The sequence below is a fragment of the Kribbella qitaiheensis genome (genome assembly GCF_014217565.1).
In the GTDB taxonomy this organism is placed as follows: Bacteria; Actinomycetota; Actinomycetes; order Propionibacteriales; family Kribbellaceae; genus Kribbella; species Kribbella qitaiheensis_A.
On record NZ_CP043661.1, the window covers coordinates 694,456 to 710,977 of the forward strand.

At 67.5% G+C, this 16,522-nt stretch carries 14 protein-coding genes and 1 pseudogene; 8 read left to right on the forward strand and 7 right to left on the reverse strand.

What is annotated here, in order from left to right; translation table 11 throughout:
* Window positions 1-10: 10 nt before the first annotated feature.
* The 4 genes from F1D05_RS02965 to F1D05_RS02980 all read left to right on the forward strand — a co-directional run bounded on the left by F1D05_RS02965 (window position 11) and on the right by F1D05_RS02980 (window position 5,067).
* Window positions 11-1,771, forward strand: a complete 1,761-nt coding sequence (locus F1D05_RS02965) for an ABC transporter substrate-binding protein (protein WP_185445891.1) — start codon at window positions 11-13, stop codon at window positions 1,769-1,771.
* A gap of 89 nt (window positions 1,772-1,860) precedes the next feature.
* Complete coding sequence (locus F1D05_RS02970; RefSeq protein WP_185445892.1) at window positions 1,861-2,874, forward strand: ABC transporter permease; 1,014 nt, start codon at window positions 1,861-1,863, stop codon at window positions 2,872-2,874.
* Entirely contained in the window at window positions 2,871-3,917 is a 1,047-nt protein-coding gene (locus tag F1D05_RS02975; RefSeq protein WP_185445893.1) for an ABC transporter ATP-binding protein, read from the forward strand. Before F1D05_RS02970 ends, F1D05_RS02975 begins: the two co-directional genes overlap by 4 nt.
* Window positions 3,918-3,984: 67 nt before the next feature.
* A complete protein-coding gene (locus F1D05_RS02980) occupies window positions 3,985-5,067 on the forward strand; it encodes an ABC transporter ATP-binding protein (protein ID WP_185448962.1) in 1,083 nt (360 codons plus the stop codon).
* A gap of 118 nt (window positions 5,068-5,185) precedes the next feature.
* On the opposite strand, the gene F1D05_RS02985 is transcribed toward F1D05_RS02980, so the two are convergent.
* The 4 genes from F1D05_RS02985 to F1D05_RS03000 are packed head-to-tail and all read right to left on the reverse strand — an operon-like array spanning window position 5,186 to window position 8,629.
* A complete protein-coding gene (locus F1D05_RS02985; RefSeq protein WP_185445894.1) occupies window positions 5,186-5,851 on the reverse strand; it encodes a response regulator in 666 nt (221 codons plus the stop codon).
* Entirely contained in the window at window positions 5,848-7,089 is a 1,242-nt protein-coding gene (locus F1D05_RS02990; protein ID WP_185445895.1) for a sensor histidine kinase, read from the reverse strand. The genes F1D05_RS02985 and F1D05_RS02990 overlap by 4 nt, the downstream gene beginning before the upstream one ends.
* 47 nt (window positions 7,090-7,136) lie before the next feature.
* Window positions 7,137-7,910, reverse strand: a complete 774-nt coding sequence (locus tag F1D05_RS02995; protein WP_185445896.1) for an ABC transporter permease subunit — start codon at window positions 7,908-7,910, stop codon at window positions 7,137-7,139.
* A complete protein-coding gene (locus F1D05_RS03000; RefSeq protein ID WP_185445897.1) occupies window positions 7,907-8,629 on the reverse strand; it encodes an ABC transporter ATP-binding protein in 723 nt (240 codons plus the stop codon). Before F1D05_RS03000 ends, F1D05_RS02995 begins: the two co-directional genes overlap by 4 nt.
* Before the next feature lie 274 nt (window positions 8,630-8,903).
* Here F1D05_RS03000 and F1D05_RS03005 point away from each other — a divergent pair, with 274 nt between their 5' ends.
* The 3 genes from F1D05_RS03005 to F1D05_RS03015 are packed head-to-tail and all read left to right on the forward strand — an operon-like array spanning window position 8,904 to window position 13,068.
* A complete protein-coding gene (locus F1D05_RS03005) occupies window positions 8,904-9,761 on the forward strand; it encodes an MIP/aquaporin family protein (RefSeq protein ID WP_185445898.1) in 858 nt (285 codons plus the stop codon).
* Between the two features lie 27 nt (window positions 9,762-9,788).
* A complete protein-coding gene (glpK, locus tag F1D05_RS03010) occupies window positions 9,789-11,306 on the forward strand; it encodes a glycerol kinase GlpK (RefSeq protein WP_185445899.1) in 1,518 nt (505 codons plus the stop codon).
* Between the two features lie 49 nt (window positions 11,307-11,355).
* Window positions 11,356-13,068, forward strand: a complete 1,713-nt coding sequence (locus tag F1D05_RS03015; RefSeq protein ID WP_219732990.1) for a glycerol-3-phosphate dehydrogenase/oxidase — start codon at window positions 11,356-11,358, stop codon at window positions 13,066-13,068.
* A gap of 64 nt (window positions 13,069-13,132) precedes the next feature.
* Here the strand turns inward: F1D05_RS03015 and F1D05_RS03020 are convergent, their stop codons facing one another.
* A complete protein-coding gene (locus F1D05_RS03020) occupies window positions 13,133-13,627 on the reverse strand; it encodes a winged helix-turn-helix transcriptional regulator (RefSeq protein WP_185445900.1) in 495 nt (164 codons plus the stop codon).
* Window positions 13,628-13,703: 76 nt separating this feature from the next.
* Here F1D05_RS03020 and F1D05_RS03025 point away from each other — a divergent pair, with 76 nt between their 5' ends.
* Window positions 13,704-14,174, forward strand: coding sequence for a nuclear transport factor 2 family protein (locus F1D05_RS03025; protein ID WP_206686060.1), 471 nt, complete (start codon window positions 13,704-13,706; stop codon window positions 14,172-14,174).
* Window positions 14,175-14,208: 34 nt separating this feature from the next.
* Here F1D05_RS03025 and glpK (F1D05_RS03030) read toward each other — a convergent pair.
* Both glpK (F1D05_RS03030) and F1D05_RS03035 read right to left on the reverse strand, forming a co-directional pair.
* Window positions 14,209-15,718: pseudogene (gene glpK / locus F1D05_RS03030) on the reverse strand (glycerol kinase GlpK).
* Window positions 15,718-16,476, reverse strand: coding sequence for an IclR family transcriptional regulator (locus tag F1D05_RS03035; RefSeq protein WP_185445901.1), 759 nt, complete (start codon window positions 16,474-16,476; stop codon window positions 15,718-15,720). Before F1D05_RS03035 ends, glpK (F1D05_RS03030) begins: the two are co-directional and overlap by 1 nt.
* Window positions 16,477-16,522: the final 46 nt, after the last annotated feature.

Below are 16,522 nucleotides of genomic sequence, written 5' to 3' on the forward strand. Positions count from 1 at the left end.
ATCGGAAACGATGAACACCAGACGAATCAAGACAGCGATCGCCGCTACCGTGGTGCTCGCTCTGTCGCTTTCTGCCTGTGGCGGTAGCGACAACAACAGCGGCGGCTCGTCGGGCGGTGACACCGCGAAGGCTGAGTTCAACGCAGCGATGACCAAGGTGTTCAACGCCTCGGACAAGAAGGGTGGCATCGTCAAGTTCGCGGACGAGAGCGCCCCGGACTCGGTCGACACCGGCGACACCTACTACGGCAGCCAGTGGGACATGGTCCGGCTGTACAGCCGCGCGCTGACCATGTTCACGGTCGCCCCGGGCGATGCCAGCAACAAGCTTGTCGGCGACCTGGCCGAGGACGTCGGCAAGGCGACCGACGGCGGCAAGACCTGGACCTACAAGATCCGCAAGGGCGTCAAGTTCGAGGACGGCACCGTCATCACGTCGAAGGACGTGAAGTACGGCGTCGAGCGGTCCACGGACAAGACCGTCTTCCCGGACGGCCCGGCGTACTTCGACTCGATGCTCAACTGGCCGGCCGGCTGGGCGGGCCCGTACAAGTCCAAGGGCATGAACACGGACTCGGCGATCTCGACGCCGGACGACAACACCATCGTGTTCCACCTGAAGACGGCCTTCGCGGGATTCGACTACCTGGCGATGACGCCGCAGTCCGTTCCGGTCCCGGCCGCGACGGACCAGGGCGCGAAGCAGAAGCAGCACGTCATCTCCTCCGGCCCGTACATGTTCGCGTCGTACGCCGATGGCAAGAGCTACACGCTCAAGCGCAACCCGAACTGGGACCCGGCGACGGACCCGAACCGCAAGGCATTGCCGGACGGCGTCGACATGCAGATGAACGTCGACGCCGAGGACATCGACAACCGGCTGATCTCCGGTGACGTGGACATCGCCCTCGCGGGCACCGGTGTCACCGCCGCCACCCAGAGCCGGGTGCTGGGTGACCCGGCGCTGAAGGCCCGTGCCGACAACCCGACGCTGGGCCGGCTCTGGTACACCTCGATCAACCCGACGGTGAAGCCGTTCGACAACATCGAGTGCCGCAAGGCCATCGAGTACGCGATGGACAAGACGTCCTACCAGACCGCGTACGGCGGCGAGTTCGCCGGCGGTGCGCTGGCCACCACCCTGCTGCCGCCGATCATCCCGGGCTACAAGCAGTTCGACCTGTACACGACGCCGGACAGCAAGGGTGACCTGGCCAAGGCCAAGGAGTCGCTGACCAAGTGCGGTCAGCCGAACGGCTTCTCGACCAGCATCTCCTACCGCAACGAGCGGCCGAAGGAGAAGGCGACCGCCGAGGCGTTCCAGCAGCAGCTGGCCAAGATCGGTATCAAGATCACCCCGAAGGGCTTCCCGAAGAAGGACTACTTCTCCACCTACGCCGGCAACCCGCCGTACGTGGCGAAGAACGGTCTCGGCCTGGCCGTCAACGGCTGGGGTGCGGACTGGAACGACGGCTACGGCTTCCTGTCCCAGATCACCGACTCCCGCGTCATCCGCGAGACCGGCGGTTCGTCGAACACCAGCGTGCGGATCCCCGAGGTCGACAAGCTGCTGGATGAGGCGCAGGGTGAGCTCGACACCGCCAAGCGCGAGGGTGACTGGGCCGTGATCGACCAGAAGGTGATGGAGCAGGCAGTCATCTACCCGGGCGTCTACGCCAAGAGCCTGTTGCTGCGGGGCAAGAACCTGACCAACGTGTTCGTCAACCCGCAGTTCGGCATGTACGACTACCTGTCGCTGGGCAAGCCGTAACTCGTCCGTCTTCTTCAGATTAGGTAGGTGAAGGCACTTGGTGGCCGGTCCGGAAGTCGATTCCGGACCGGCCACCGACGCCGAGGTCCGTGGTCACATACATCATCCGGCGGCTGATCGCCGCCGTTGGTCTGCTCTTCATCGTGAGCGTCATCACGTTCTCGATCTTCTATCTGGTTCCGAGGCTGGCCGGCGCGACGCCGGAGACCCTCGCGACCAGGTACGTCGGTCGGACCGCGACGGCCGAGACCGTCAAGCTGACCGCAGAGAACCTCGGTTTTTACGACCCGATCGCCGTCCAGTACGGCAACTGGGCGAAGGGCATCTTCGTCGGTGAGAGCTACGACATGGGCACCGAGATCGAGCACTGCCCGGCGCCCTGTCTGGGCTACTCGTTCATCACCCGGCAACCGGTCTGGCCGGACCTGCTCGACAGAGCGCCGGTGACGTTGTCACTGGCCGCCGGGGCGTCGGTCCTCTGGTTGCTGGGCGGCGTTTCGATCGGCGTCCTGTCCGCGCTGCGAAGAGGCTCGCTGTTCGACCGGGCCGCGATGACGCTGGCGCTGGCCGGCGTCTCGATGCCGATCTTCTGGACCGGTCTGATGTCGCTGACCTTCCTGAGTTACAAATTCGGCTGGTTCAAGGGTGGCGGCAGCTATGTGCCGATCACCGAGAACCCCCTCGCATGGGCCCAGTCGCTGCTGCTGCCCTGGATCACCCTCGCGTTCCTGTTCTCGGCGCAGTACGCGCGGCTGACCCGGGCCGGCATGCTCGAGACGATGAACGAGGACTACATCCGGACGGCCCGGGCGAAGGGCCTGAAGGAGAACGTCGTCGTGGTCCGGCACGGCCTGCGCGCCGCGCTCACGCCGATCCTGACGATCTTCGGTCTCGACCTCGGCCTGCTGCTCGGCGGCGCGGTCCTGACCGAGAAGGTGTTCAGCCTGAACGGTCTGGGCAAGTACGCGGTCACCGGCATCTCCGACCAGGACATGCCGAAGATCATGGGCGTCACCTTGCTCGCGGCCTTCTTCATCGTGATCTCCAACCTGGTCGTCGACATGCTGTACGCCGTCGTCGACCCGAGAGTGCGGCTCCAGTGACCGAGAACAGCGCACCCACCAGGAACAACGCCTTCCTGCAGGTCCGCGACCTGCGGGTGCACTTCCCGACCGACGACGGTGTGGTCAAGTCCGTCGACGGGTTGTCCTTCAGCCTGGACCGGGGCAAGACGCTCGGTATCGTCGGCGAGTCCGGCTCCGGCAAGAGCGTCACCAGCCTGTCGATCATGGGCCTGCACAAGGCCGGTACTGCGCGGATCTCGGGCGAGGTGCTGCTGGACGGGCAGGACCTGATCAGCTCGAGCCGCGAAGAGGTGCGGCTGCTCCGCGGCAAGCGGATGGCGATGATCTTCCAGGACCCGCTGTCGGCGATGCACCCGTACTACACGGTCGGCGCCCAGATCATCGAGGCCTACCGGGTGCACAACAAGGTGACCAAGGCGGTCGCCCGCAAGCACGCGGTCGAGATGCTCGACCGGGTCGGCATCCCGCAGCCGGACAAGCGCGTCGACGCCTACCCGCATGAGTTCTCCGGCGGGATGCGGCAGCGCGCGATGATCGCGATGGCACTGTCCTGCGACCCCGACCTGCTGATCGCCGACGAGCCGACCACGGCGCTCGACGTCACCGTGCAGGCGCAGATCCTGGACCTGATCCGGGATCTGCAGAACGAGTTCAACTCCGCCGTGATCATCATCACCCACGACCTCGGCGTGGTCGCCGAGCTGGCCGATGACATCCAGGTGATGTACGCCGGCCGCGCGATCGAGTACGGCACGGCCCAGGACATCTTCGACCGGCCGCAGCACCCCTACACCTGGGGCCTGCTCGGCTCGATGCCACGGATCGACAAGGAACGGACCGAGCGGCTGATCCCGATCAAGGGCACGCCGCCGAGCCTCATCAACGTGCCGCCGGGCTGCGCGTTCAACCCGCGCTGCAACTACGCGCACCTGAACGGCGGTGCCAGCGAGACCGAGGTGCCGGAGCTGCTCGACATCGGCGGCGGACACCAAGTTGCCTGTCACCTGTCGCCCGAGCAACGCAAGCACGCCTGGGAGACCGACATCAAGCCGAAGCTGTGAACGCCGAAGCTGTGCGGGCTCGAACCATGACTGCCGAATCTGGGAACGACGGAGCGCCACTGTGACCATTACTGACACCGAATCGGGCACCGCGACCCCGCCCGTGGGCGAGGAGCTGCTCGCGGTCACGGGTCTGAAGAAGCACTTCGCGATCCGGAAGGGCCTGCTGCAGCGCCAGACCGGTGCGGTCCAGGCGGTCGACGGCCTCGACTTCACCGTTACCAGGGGCGAGACGTTCTCGCTGGTGGGGGAGTCCGGCTGTGGCAAGACGACCACCGGCCGGTTGCTGACCCGTCTGCTGGAGCCGACCGACGGCACGATCGTCTTCGAAGGCCGCGACATCAGCCATCTGTCCGAGGGCCGGATGCGTCCGCTCCGCAAGGACGTACAGATGATCTTCCAGGACCCGTACGGCTCATTGAACCCCCGCCATACGGTCGGCAAGATCGTCGGCGCCCCTTTCAAGCTGCAGAACGTGAAGACTCCGGGCGGCACCAAGAAGGCGGTGCAGGAGCTGCTGGAACTGGTCGGCCTGAGCCCGGAGCACTACAACCGGTACCCGCACGAGTTCTCCGGCGGTCAGCGGCAGCGGATCGGGATCGCCCGAACGTTGGCGCTGCGGCCGAAGCTGATCGTGGCCGACGAGCCGGTCTCGGCGCTGGACGTCTCGATCCAGGCCCAAGTGGTCAACCTGCTGGAAGACCTGCAGGAAGAGTTCAACCTGACCTACGTGATGATCGCGCACGACCTGTCGGTCGTCCGGCACGTGTCGGACCGAGTCGCGGTGATGTACCTGGGCAAGATCGTCGAGATCGCCGACCGGGTCAGCCTGTACGAGAAGCCGATGCACCCGTACACGTTGGCGCTGCTGTCCGCAGTACCGATCCCGGACACCAAGGGGAAGGGCGGCCGAGAGCGGATCCGGCTCCAGGGCGACGTCCCCAGCCCGATCAATCCGCCGCCGGCCTGCCGCTTCCACACCCGCTGCTGGAAGGCGCAGGACATCTGCAAGACGGTCGAACCGCCCTTGCTCCAACTGGCCCCGGGACATCAGGCGGCCTGCCACTTCCCGGAGAACCAGGCGGGCGGCGAAGCTCCGAAAACCGGCACCGCACGGCAGGGCACGCCCATCGCGACGCCGGAGAGCTGACAGCCGGCACGCAGCTCCAGTACCGAAGAGCCGCCCGGGGAGATTTCTTCCCGGGCGGCTCTTCGTCGAACGGGCGGTCCGCCGGGACGCGATGAGAGCGGGAAATGGTTGGCCCGTACTACGGTGATCTTGGGCGGACGATGCCGGTCTCGTAGGCATGGACGATGACCTGGGCTCGATCGCGCAGGCCGAGTTTGGTGAGGATCCGGCTGACATGGACCTTCACCGTGGGCTCGGAGATGTAGAGCTGCTCGGCGATCTCGCGGTTCGACCTGCCGCGGGCGATCTCGAGGAGGATCTCGCGTTCTCGCTCGGTGAAGCTTTCGAGCGGCTCTTCGGCCGGCGGTCGCGCGGGCTCAGGCAGGTGTGGGGTGAACTTCTCGATCAGCCGCCGGGTGACCGCGGGCGCGACTGCTGCCGCGCCGCTCGCGACGACCCGGATGCCGTTGATGAGATCGGCGGGGAGCGCGTCCTTGATCAGAAACCCGGAGGCGCCGGCGCGAAGAGCGGCGTACACGTACTCGTCGAGGTCGAAGGTCGTCAGCACCAAGATCTTGGCGGGCGAACCGGACGCGACGATCTGCCGGGTCGCCTCGATCCCGTCCAGAACCGGCATCCGGACGTCCATCAGCACCACGTCCGGGGCGAGCGTTCTGGTCAGAGAGAGCGCTTCCTGCCCGTTCCCGGCCTCTCCGACCACCTCGAGATCAGGCTCCTGGTTGAGAAACGCCCTGAACCCCAGCCGCAGCAGAGCTTGATCATCGGCAAGCAAGACCCGAATCACGCCCGCACCGCCTTCTCACTCGAAAGGTCTGGTTGAGGTGAAGGCAGGGCAGGTGGGTCGGGAGTGTGGGGGAGGTGGGCGGTCAGGTGCCAGCCGGTGGGGGTGGTGGGGCCGGATCGGATGGTGCCGCCGTAGGTGGTGGCTCGTTCGGTGATGCCTAGGAGGCCGTGGCCGCCGGGGGTGGTCGGGCGAGGGGGAGCGCCGGCGCCGTCGTCGGTGATGGTGAGGTCGACGCTGTCCGGCGTACGGAGGAGACGGACCTCGGCGCGAGCCTTGGGACCGGCGTGCTTGAGGGTGTTGGTGAGCGCCTCTTGCACGATGCGATAGATGATCACCCCGGCGCCGGGAGAGAGCGCTTCCTCGTGTTCTCCGACGACGCTCAGCTCGACCTGCAGCCCGGCATCACGCACCTGAGCGACCAACTCGTCCAGGTCGCCGAGGCCCGGCTGTGGTGCGCGCGAGTGCCCATCACGCAGTACGCCGACCATCCGCCGCATCTCGGACAGCGCTGCCCGCCCGGTGATCGACGACTGCCGCATCAGCTCGGTCGCCTGCTCGGGATCGCTACCGGCGGTGGCGGCTGCCCCGTCCGCCAGCGCGACCATGACCGCGAGGTTGTGGGCGACGACATCGTGCACCTCCCGCGCGAGCTGCGTCCGCTCGGCTACCACCGCGATCCGCGCCCTCGCGTCGAGCTCTTGCTGAAGATGTCGCGCTCTCTCGCGATCCGCCTTCTCCCGCAAACGCAAGGAGATCGCGAGCAAACAGGTGGCGGCCACGATCGAGCCGATCCCGATCAAGGTCGACAGCTGGCCGCTACTGGTCAGCGTCGCCACGACGACCGCGCTCAGGACCGCTGCGAGGGCGGGCCACAACTGGATCATCCGGGCGTACCGCGCAACGCCGTACAGGGCGAAGAGCGGGGCGAAGACCAGATAGACCCCTGGGACATTGAGGACGACGCAGAGGCCGACCAGGGCGAGCACCGACCAGAACACAGTGACCGGGGCACGCCGCCGCCAGATCAGCGGCAGGTGGACAGCGGCGAACAGCAGCCACGTCGGCCCGGCGACACCGGGCCCTGGCCCGATCGCGCCGGACGCGTTCGACCCGCCGACCGTCGCCGGGAGCACGATCAGCGCGAGCAGCACCGTCAGGCAGGTGTCCACCAACCGCGGCGGCTGGATCACCCACTGACGGCTCCCCGGACGGCCTGGGTTCCACCAATGACTGGTCATCGGGTTCTCCGGTGGTTGGTCAACGGATCTTCACCTTCGTCGCGGTTTCAGATGTCCCGGCGGCGCAGTAGCGCCGCGGCCCACGCCAGCATCAGGATGACCCACCCGAGGACCACCACGCTCGAGACGCCGGGGGAGAGCATCACGTCCGGTGCGTCCCCGACCTGGACCATCGCCTCCGACGCGTTCCGGAACATGCCCTGAAGAGCGAGGGTGGGGAAGTACGGCAACACGCCCTGGAACGACGCGGGCAACGCCGACAGCAGCACCGACGGCAGAACCACCAGAACGAGCACGTACGCCGACAGGGCGCCCGCGGTACTGCGGAGCAGCGTTCCCAACGCGAGTGCCATCAGTCCGGCGGCCACCGTCGCGCCGACTGCTCCGAACAACGACCGGACAATCCCCGGATCCCCCAGCGAAAGGCGGAGGGCGCTGTCCGTGAAGGCCTGATAGGTGAGGAACGCACCAAAGTATCCGAAGAGCAATGCGGGCGTCGCCACGACGACGAGAACCACGGCCTTCGCCCACAACACCGGCAGGCGCCGCGGTACTGCGGTGAACGTCGCCCGGATCACGCCGGACTGGAACTCGCCGCTCATCATCGTCAGCCCGAACACCCCGACCGCCACCGCGAACAGCAGGAAGCCGCCACCCACACTGAGAGTGGGATCGGTCGGCCGGGCGTGATTGGTGTGGCCGATCCAGCCGGACAACGCGCTGAAAACCACCGGCAGCGCGATCAGCACGGCCCAGTTCGTCGAGGACAGCTTGGTCCCTTCGGACCGGAGTACGCGCTGGAAGGCCGGCCCGTCGATCATCGCGCACCGCCCGAGAACTCGACCGAGTCACCGGTCAGCTGGAGATAGGCCTCTTCGAGTGAGGCGTGGCCCGAGGTGAGCTCGGCGATCGGCAGATCGGCCAGCAACCGCCCGCGGCCGACCACCACGAGCTGGTCCGCGGTCAACGCCATCTCACTGATCAGGTGGGACGACACGAACACCGTCCGCCCCTCCGCGGCCTGATCCCGCAACAAGTTCCGCAGCCAATGCACGCCGGCCGGATCGAGTCCGTTCGCCGGCTCGTCGAGGACCAAGGTGGACGGCTCACCCAGCAGCACAGCCGCGACCCCGAGCCGCTGCCGCATCCCGAGCGAGAACTCCGCCGAGGAGCGCCCGGCGACCGAAGTCAGCCCGACCAGGTCGAGCACTTCCTCCACCCTGCTCGCCGCGATCCCGTGCGTCTGCGCCAACGCCAGCAGATGCCGGTACGCCGTACGCCCCCGCTGCACCGGAGTCGCCTCGAGCAACGCCCCCACTTGCCGCAGCGGCTCCCGCAGCTCCGAATACAGCTGCCCGTCGATCGTCGCACTTCCACTCGACGCTCTGGCCAGCCCCAGCAGAATCCGCATCGTGGTCGACTTGCCCGCCCCGTTCGGCCCGAGAAACCCGGTCACCCGCCCCGGCCGCACCTCGAAACTCAGCCCGTCGACCACCACCACATCGCCGTACCGCTTCGTCAGCCCACTGATCTCGATCATGCCTGCGACGCTAGAGATCGTGGCGACACTCGACGTCCGGCAGACGGCTAGTTCCCGCTCTCCCCACTTACGTCGAAAGACGTACTCGATCGGGGGCAAGCGAGGACTGCTCGTGCGGAGACTGAAGCGGAATCTCAACCTAACGGTGTGGTCGGTAGGGCTTGCCGCGCGGCGGCGCGTTCGACAATGTCGAACGAGGGTCGTTGTGCCGCCTGGCAGACGCTCTTAGATTCCAATCCTCCGTGGTCGTCACGGAGTGGAAGGGAGACCAAGCATGGCTACGACTGAGGCGGTCAAGGCGAAAACCCTTCTGGGGGAGTGTTCCGCCGAGCTCGCCGGCACGTTCATCCTGATCCTGTTCGGCTGTGGCGTCGTCGCCCAGGTAGTCGCCGGTGGTATCGGCGACCACGACTCGATCGCGTGGGCCTGGGGACTCGGAGTGACACTGGGTATCTACGTGGCGGGCCGGATGACCGGCGCGCACCTGAACCCGGCGGTGACGATCGCGCTGGCGGCGTTCCGCGGGTTCAGCTGGAAGAAGGTGCTGCCGTACTCGGTGGCACAGTTCCTCGGAGCGTTCCTGGCGGCGCTCGTGGTTCGCTGGAACTACACCGAGGCACTGCACAAGGTCGACCCGGGCCTGACGATCAAGTCCCAGGGCGTGTTCTCCACGCTGCCCGGTAACGGCAGCATGGATCTCGGCGTCCACCTGTGGGGCGGCTTCCGGGACCAGATCATCGGTACGGCGATCCTGATGATGGTCATCCTGGCCATCACCGATCTCCGCAACACCGCACCCGCGGCCAATCTTGCCCCGTTCATCGTCGGCCTGCTCGTGGTCGGCATCGGAATGGCCTGGGGCACCAACGCCGGCTACGCGATCAACCCGGCCCGCGACTTCGGGCCCCGGTTGGCATCGTTCTTCACCGGGTACGGCGGAGCGATGAAGGATCAGTTCGGGGACGTCTATTTCTGGGTGCCGATCGTGGCACCGATCATCGGCGCGCTGGTCGGCGCTGCCCTGTACGACCTGCTGGTCGGCCGTCACCTGCCGATCTCGGACGAGGACGAGGAGCCCGGCCGCATCCCCACCGATGAGGCAGCGGCCGGAGCAGAGACGACCACCGCATGACCACCCAGTGTGAGGAGAGGACTTTCCATGGCTGACTTCGTAGGTGCCGTCGACCAGGGCACCACGAGTACCCGCTTCATGATCTTCGACCACTCCGGTAACGAGGTGGGCAAGCACCAGCTCGAGCACGAGCAGATCCTGCCGCAGGCCGGCTGGGTCGAGCACAACCCGGTGGAGATCTGGGAGCGCACCAGCTCGGTGATCCGGACCGCGCTGAACGCCAACGGCCTGCATGCGAGCGACCTGGCGGCGCTCGGCATCACCAACCAGCGCGAGACGGCCGTGGTCTGGAACCGCAAGACCGGCCGGCCGTACTACAACGCGATCGTCTGGCAGGACACCCGGACCGACCGGATCGCCTCGGCGCTCGAACGCGAGGGCAAGGGCGACGTGATCCGGCAGAAGGCCGGCCTGCCGCCGGCGACGTACTTCTCGGCCGGCAAGGTGCAGTGGATCCTGGAGAACGTCGACGGGGTCCGCGAAGCGGCCGAGGCCGGTGACGCCGTCTTCGGCAACACCGACAGCTGGCTGATCTGGAACCTCACCGGTGGCACCGACGGTGGTTCGCACATCACCGACGTGACGAACGCCAGCCGGACCATGCTGATGAACCTGGAGACGCTCGACTGGGACGACGAGCTGATCTCGTTCTTCAACATCCCGCGCCAGATGCTGCCCGAGATCCGGCCGTCGTCGGACCCGAACACCTACGGCGACACCCTGACCAACGGCCCCCTCGGCGGTCAGGTGCCGCTGACGGGCATCCTCGGCGACCAGCAGGCGGCCACCGTCGGCCAGGTCTGCTTCAAGCCGGGCGAGGCGAAGAACACCTACGGGACCGGCAACTTCATGCTGCTGAACACCGGCACCGAGCTGGTGCGGTCGAAGGCCGGCCTGCTCAGCACGGTGTGCTACAAGTTCGGCGACGAGGACCCGGTCTACGCGCTGGAGGGATCCATCGCGGTGACGGGTTCCGCGGTCCAGTGGCTGCGGGACCAGCTCGGCATCATCTCCGGTGCCAGCGAGACCGAGACCCTGGCCCGTCAGGTCGAGGACAACGGCGGTGTGTACTTCGTACCGGCGTTCTCCGGTCTGTTCGCACCGTACTGGCGCTCCGACGCGCGTGGCGCGATCGTCGGGCTGTCCCGCTTCAACACGAACGCTCACCTCGCGCGCGCAACACTGGAAGCGATCTGCTACCAGAGCAAGGACGTGGCGGACGCGATGGAGAAGGACTCCGGCGTGAAGCTCGACGTACTGAAGGTGGACGGCGGCGTCACGGCGAACGAGCTGTGCATGCAGATGCAGGCCGACATCCTCGGTGTACCGGTGAGCAAGCCGGTCGTCGCGGAGACCACGGCGCTCGGGGCGGCGTACGCGGCCGGCCTGGCCACCGGGTTCTGGAAGACCAAGGAAGAGCTGGTCCAGAACTGGAACGAGGACAAGCGCTGGAGCCCGGAGTGGAACGACGAGCAGCGTGCCGAGGGGTACAAGGGCTGGGAGAAGGCCGTCAAGCGCACTCTTGACTGGGTCGACGTCGACTAGTTCGAGCTGCAGTACGTAGTACAAGGCTGGATAACGGAAGGAAAGCACAGTGGGCGCAGTGGCTCTGTCACCGCAAGCGAGGTCCGAGGCCATCGACGCGATGGCGGACGGCCGGGAGCTGGACATCCTGGTGATCGGCGGTGGGGTGGTCGGCACCGGGTCGGCCCTCGACGCCGCGACCCGGGGCCTGACCACGGGGTTGCTGGAGGCTCGTGACTTCGCGAGTGGCACCTCCAGCAGGTCCAGCAAGCTGATCCACGGCGGCCTGCGCTACCTGGAGATGCTCGACTTCCGTCTGGTGCACGAGGCGCTGCAGGAGCGCGGTCTGCTGCTGCAGCGCCTGGCACCGCACCTGGTGAAGCCGGTGCCGTTCCTGTACCCACTGCAGCACCGGTGGTGGGAGCGGTTCTACGCCGGCTCGGGCGTCGCGCTGTACGACGCGATGGCGCTCAGCTCGGGGCTCGGCGCGGGTCTGCCGATCCACAAGCACCTGACCCGACGTGGCGCCATGCGGCTGGCGCCCAGCTTGAAGAAGTCCGCTCTGGTCGGAGCACTGCAGTACTACGACGCGCAAGTCGACGATGCTCGCCACACGATGGAGCTGGCCCGTACTGCGGCGTCGTACGGCGCGCACGTCGCGAACCGGGTCAAGGTGACCGGGTTCCTCCGGCAGGGTGAGCGCGTGACCGGGGTCCAGGCGAAGGATCTGGAGAGCGGCCGCGAGTTCGAAGTACGGGCCAAGCAGGTCGTGAACGCGACCGGGGTGTGGACCGATGACACCCAGGCGATGGTCGGCGAGCGCGGGCAGTACCACGTGCGCGCCTCGAAGGGCATCCACCTGGTCGTGCCGAAGGACCGGATCCAGTCCAGCAGCGGGATGATCCTGCGGACCGAGAAGTCCGTGCTGTTCATCATCCCGTGGGGCCGGCACTGGCTGATCGGCACCACCGACACCGACTGGAGCCTGGACAAGGCGCACCCGGCCGCGACCAGCAAGGACATCGACTACCTGCTCGACCACGTCAACGCGGTACTGGTGACGCCGTTGACGCGGGAAGACGTCGAAGGCGTGTACGCCGGGCTCCGACCCCTTCTGGCGGGGGAGTCGGAGAGTACGTCGAAGCTGTCCCGCGAGCACGTCGTCGCGCACGCGGCGCCCGGACTGGTTGTCGTTGCCGGTGGCAAGTACACGACGTACCGGGTGATGGCCAAGGACGCGGTCGACGCGGCCGCGAACGCGCTCGACGGGCGGGTGCCGAAGTCGGTCACCAAGAACACCCCACTGGTCGGCGCCGACGGGTACCACGCGATGTGGAACCAGCGGCACCTGATCGCGCGGCGGTCCGGGCTGCACGTGGCCCGGATCGAGCACCTGCTGAACCGGTACGGCGCACTGATCGACGAGGTGCTCGCGCTCGTCGAGAAGGATCCGTCGCTGGGGGAGCAGTTGCCCGGCACGCAGGACTACCTGAAGGCAGAGGTCGTGTACGGCGCCACGAACGAAGGCGCCCGCCACCTGGACGACGTACTGGCTCGTCGCACCCGGATCTCGATCGAGGCCTGGGACCGCGGCGTGGAAGCAGCGGACGCGGCCGCCCGCCTGATGGCCCCCGTCCTCGGCTGGGACGAGGCGACCATCGAACGCGAGGTCTCCTTCTACCAGCAACGCGTCCGGTCCGAACGCGACTCCCAGGAACAACCCGACGACGAATCCGCCGACAAGGTCCGCCTGGGCGCCCCCGACATCGTCTCCCCAGTCTGACCCTGCCACCGCTTGCGTCCGAAGAACCGAGGGGTCTGACCCTCGGCTCTTCGGACGTTGTCGTTCAGTGGGTCATGACGGTGGCGATGAGGGCGGTACCGGGGGCGGTGCGGCCGCCGGGGCCGGGGGAGGGGGTGGTGGTTTCGGTCGTTAGGGGGTCGCCGCATTCGGAGCAGCAGATGGTCGGCGTGGTGACCTCGCCGCACGTCGTGTGGGTGAAGCGGATGGGCTGGCCGGCGGGTGGGGTTGCCCAGCGGTCGCCCCACGCGGTGAGGGCGATCAGGATCAGGATCAGTTCGCGGCCGGGTTCGGTTAGCTCGTAGGCGTACCGGACCGGGTTCTCCTGGTACGGCGTACGCGCAATCAGGCCGGCCGTCATCAGCGTGTTCAGCCGATCGGTGAGCAGGTTTCGCGAGATGCCCAGGTCGGTGACGAGTTGGTCGAACCGGTCCAGGCCCAGGTAGAGGTCGCGGAGGACCAACGGGCTCCACCAGTCGCCCATCACCTCCAGCGACTGGGCGAGTGAGCAGTGCATCCCGGCGAAGCTCGTGTTCCGCATGCCGCCATCCTAGTCAGTTGCGCCATTGAACTCACTGGTCCTAGGGTGGGGAGCTCACCGACGGAGGGATGTGGGCGTGTACCACCGATTCGTGGCCGGCAAGGTGCGACAGGCGTTCGCGGAGATCAGCGCGGGCAACTGGGAGGCGATGGTGGCCGGCATGGCGCCGAAGTTCACCTACCGGTTCTACGGCGACCACGCGTTGTCCGGCGAGCGGCATACGCACGAGGCGCTTCGGCGCTGGTGGGAGCGCTGCTTCAGGTTGTTGCCGGAGACTCGTTTCGAGGTGCGGGACGTACTCGTGGCGGGGTGGCCCTGGCACACGAAGGTGGCGACCGCCGTCACCGTCGACGTCGGCCTGGCCGACGGGACGCGGTACCAGAATGTCGTGCACCAGTTCCTCACCATGCGCTGGGGCAAGATCACCGAGGTGCGGACGCTGGAGGACACCGCGGTGCTGGAGCGCACCCTGGACCGACTCGCCGCGGCCGGCATCGAAGAAGCTCACGCCGCCCCGATCACCGACGAGGTGCCGGCCGCCGCGTGAGGGCATGTCGGCTGAGGAAATCTGGTGCGGCTGACTACTGGTCCGGGCGGATCCAGCCGAAGGTTCGCTGGACTGCGGCTTGCCAGTTGGCGTATTCGGTGGAGCGGCGGTCGGGGTCCATGTGCGGGAGCCATTGGCCGGCTCGATGCCAGTTGCTGCGGAGGCCCTCGAGGTCGGGCCAGTAGCCGACCGCGAGGCCGGCGGCGTACGCGGCGCCGAGAGAGACCGTTTCGGTGACCATCGGCCGCACCACCGGGACGTCGAGCAGATCGGCGAGGAACTGCATCAGCAGGTTGTTCGCCGTCATCCCGCCGTCGACCTTCAGCGCGGTGAGCGCGATACCGGAGTCCGCGTTCATCGCGTCGACCACCTCCAGCGTCTGGAACCCGGTCGCCTCCAGCACGGCCCCGGGCCAGATGGCCCTTCGTGATGTACGACGTGAGGCCCGCGATCACACCTCGCGCCTCACTTCGCCAATGCGGCGCGAACAACCCCGAGAACGCGGGCACGATGTAGGCGCCGCCGTTGTCCTCGACGGTCCGCGCGAGCGTCTCGATCTCGGCCGCCGTGTGGATCAGCCCGAGCCCGTCGCGGAACCACTGCACCAGCGACCCGGTCACTGCCATCGAGCCTTCCAGCGCGTACGCCGCGGGCTCGGAGCCGATCTGGTACGCCACGGTGGTCAGCATCCCGTGCGTCGACCGGACGATCTCCTTGCCGGTGTGCAGCAGCAGGAACGACCCGGTGCCGTACGTGCACTTGGCCTCTCCCGGGCTGAAGCAGGTCTGGCCGAACAGGGCGGCCTGCTGATCCCCGAGCGCCGCCCCGATCCGTACGCCGGGGAGCACCTCGGTCGCGGTCGCGAAGACCCCGGACGACGGCCGGATCTCGGGCAGCACCGACCGCGGCACGTCGAAGGCCGCGAGCAACTCGTCGTCCCACTCGAGCGACTCGATGTTCATCAGCATCGTGCGGCTGGCGTTCGTCACGTCGGTCGCGTGCAACCCGCCGTTCGGACCGCCGGTGAAGTTCCAGATCAGCCAGGACTCCATCGTGCCGAAGAGGACCTCGCCTCGCTCCGCGCGACCTCGCAGTCCGGGGGTGTGGTCGAGCATCCAGCGCAGGCGCGGCGCGGAGAAGTACGTCGTCAGTGGCAGCCCGCACAGGTCCGCGAACCGGTCCGCGCCCTCGTCGCCGGCGAGTTCCTTGACGAGCCGGTCCGTCCGGGTGTCCTGCCAGACCACGGCGTGCCCGATCGGCTGACCGGTCCGGCGGTCCCAGAGCAGGCTGGTCTCGCGCTGATTGGTGATGCCGATGGCAACGATCTGGGCCGGCTCGGCACCGATCTGCCGGATCGCGGACGGAACCACCCGGGTCACGTTGCGCCAGATCTCGGCCCCGTCGTGCTCGACCCAGCCCGGTCGTGGGAAGTACTGCTTGTGCTCACGCTGCGCCACCGACACCAGCCGCCCGCGCCGATCGAACAAGATGCAACGGGTCGAGTTGGTGCCCTGGTCCACGGCCGCGACGTACTGCTCAGCCATCAGCGCTCCTCACGGAGATCGCGGCCGATGGCCTCGGCGGTGGCGCGGACCATCGTGACCAGGTCGGTCCGGTGCCGCAGCCGGCTGTCGCAGATCCGCTCGATCCGGCCCGTCAGTCCGACCGCACCGACCACCAGGCCACCGAGCCCGCGGATCGGCGCCGCGATCCCGGCCAGCTCGATGGTGTGCTCCTCGAACTCACCCGCCCAGCCTTTGGCCCGTACTGCGGCCAGCTCGTCGAGCAACTTGGCAGGCTGGATGATCGTCCGGGTCGTGTAGGCATCGAGCTTGCGTGGCTTCGCGGTCCCACCGGCGTCGAACGCGAGGACCGCCTTGCCGAGCGCGCAGGCGTGCGGCGGCAACGTAGTACCGACGTCCAGGTTCTGGTCGCTGTCGTCGGGGCGGAAGACGTGGTGGACGACGACGACCTTGCCCTCGACCAGCCGGCCGACGCGGACGACCTCGCCGCTGCGGGAGGCGAGCGAGTCGGCCCAGTTGATCGCGCGGCTGCGGAGCTCGTTCGGATCGAGGTAGGTCTCACCGAGCCGGCCGAAGGCGTCGCTCAGGTGGTAGTGCGCGCCGCTGTGATCCTGCTCGACGAAGCCGACCTGATGCAGCGTCCTGACGATGCCGTGCACGGTGGCCTTGGCAAGTCCGAGCGCGTTGCCGAGATCGGCGACGCCCAGGCCGTTCGGTGCCGCCGCGAGAAGTCGCAACACAGCCGCAGCCCGCTCGATGGACTGCACACTGCCCGGCATTCCCGCAGGCTACCTGTGAATCTCTTTCCTGGCTCCGGTTCGCGGA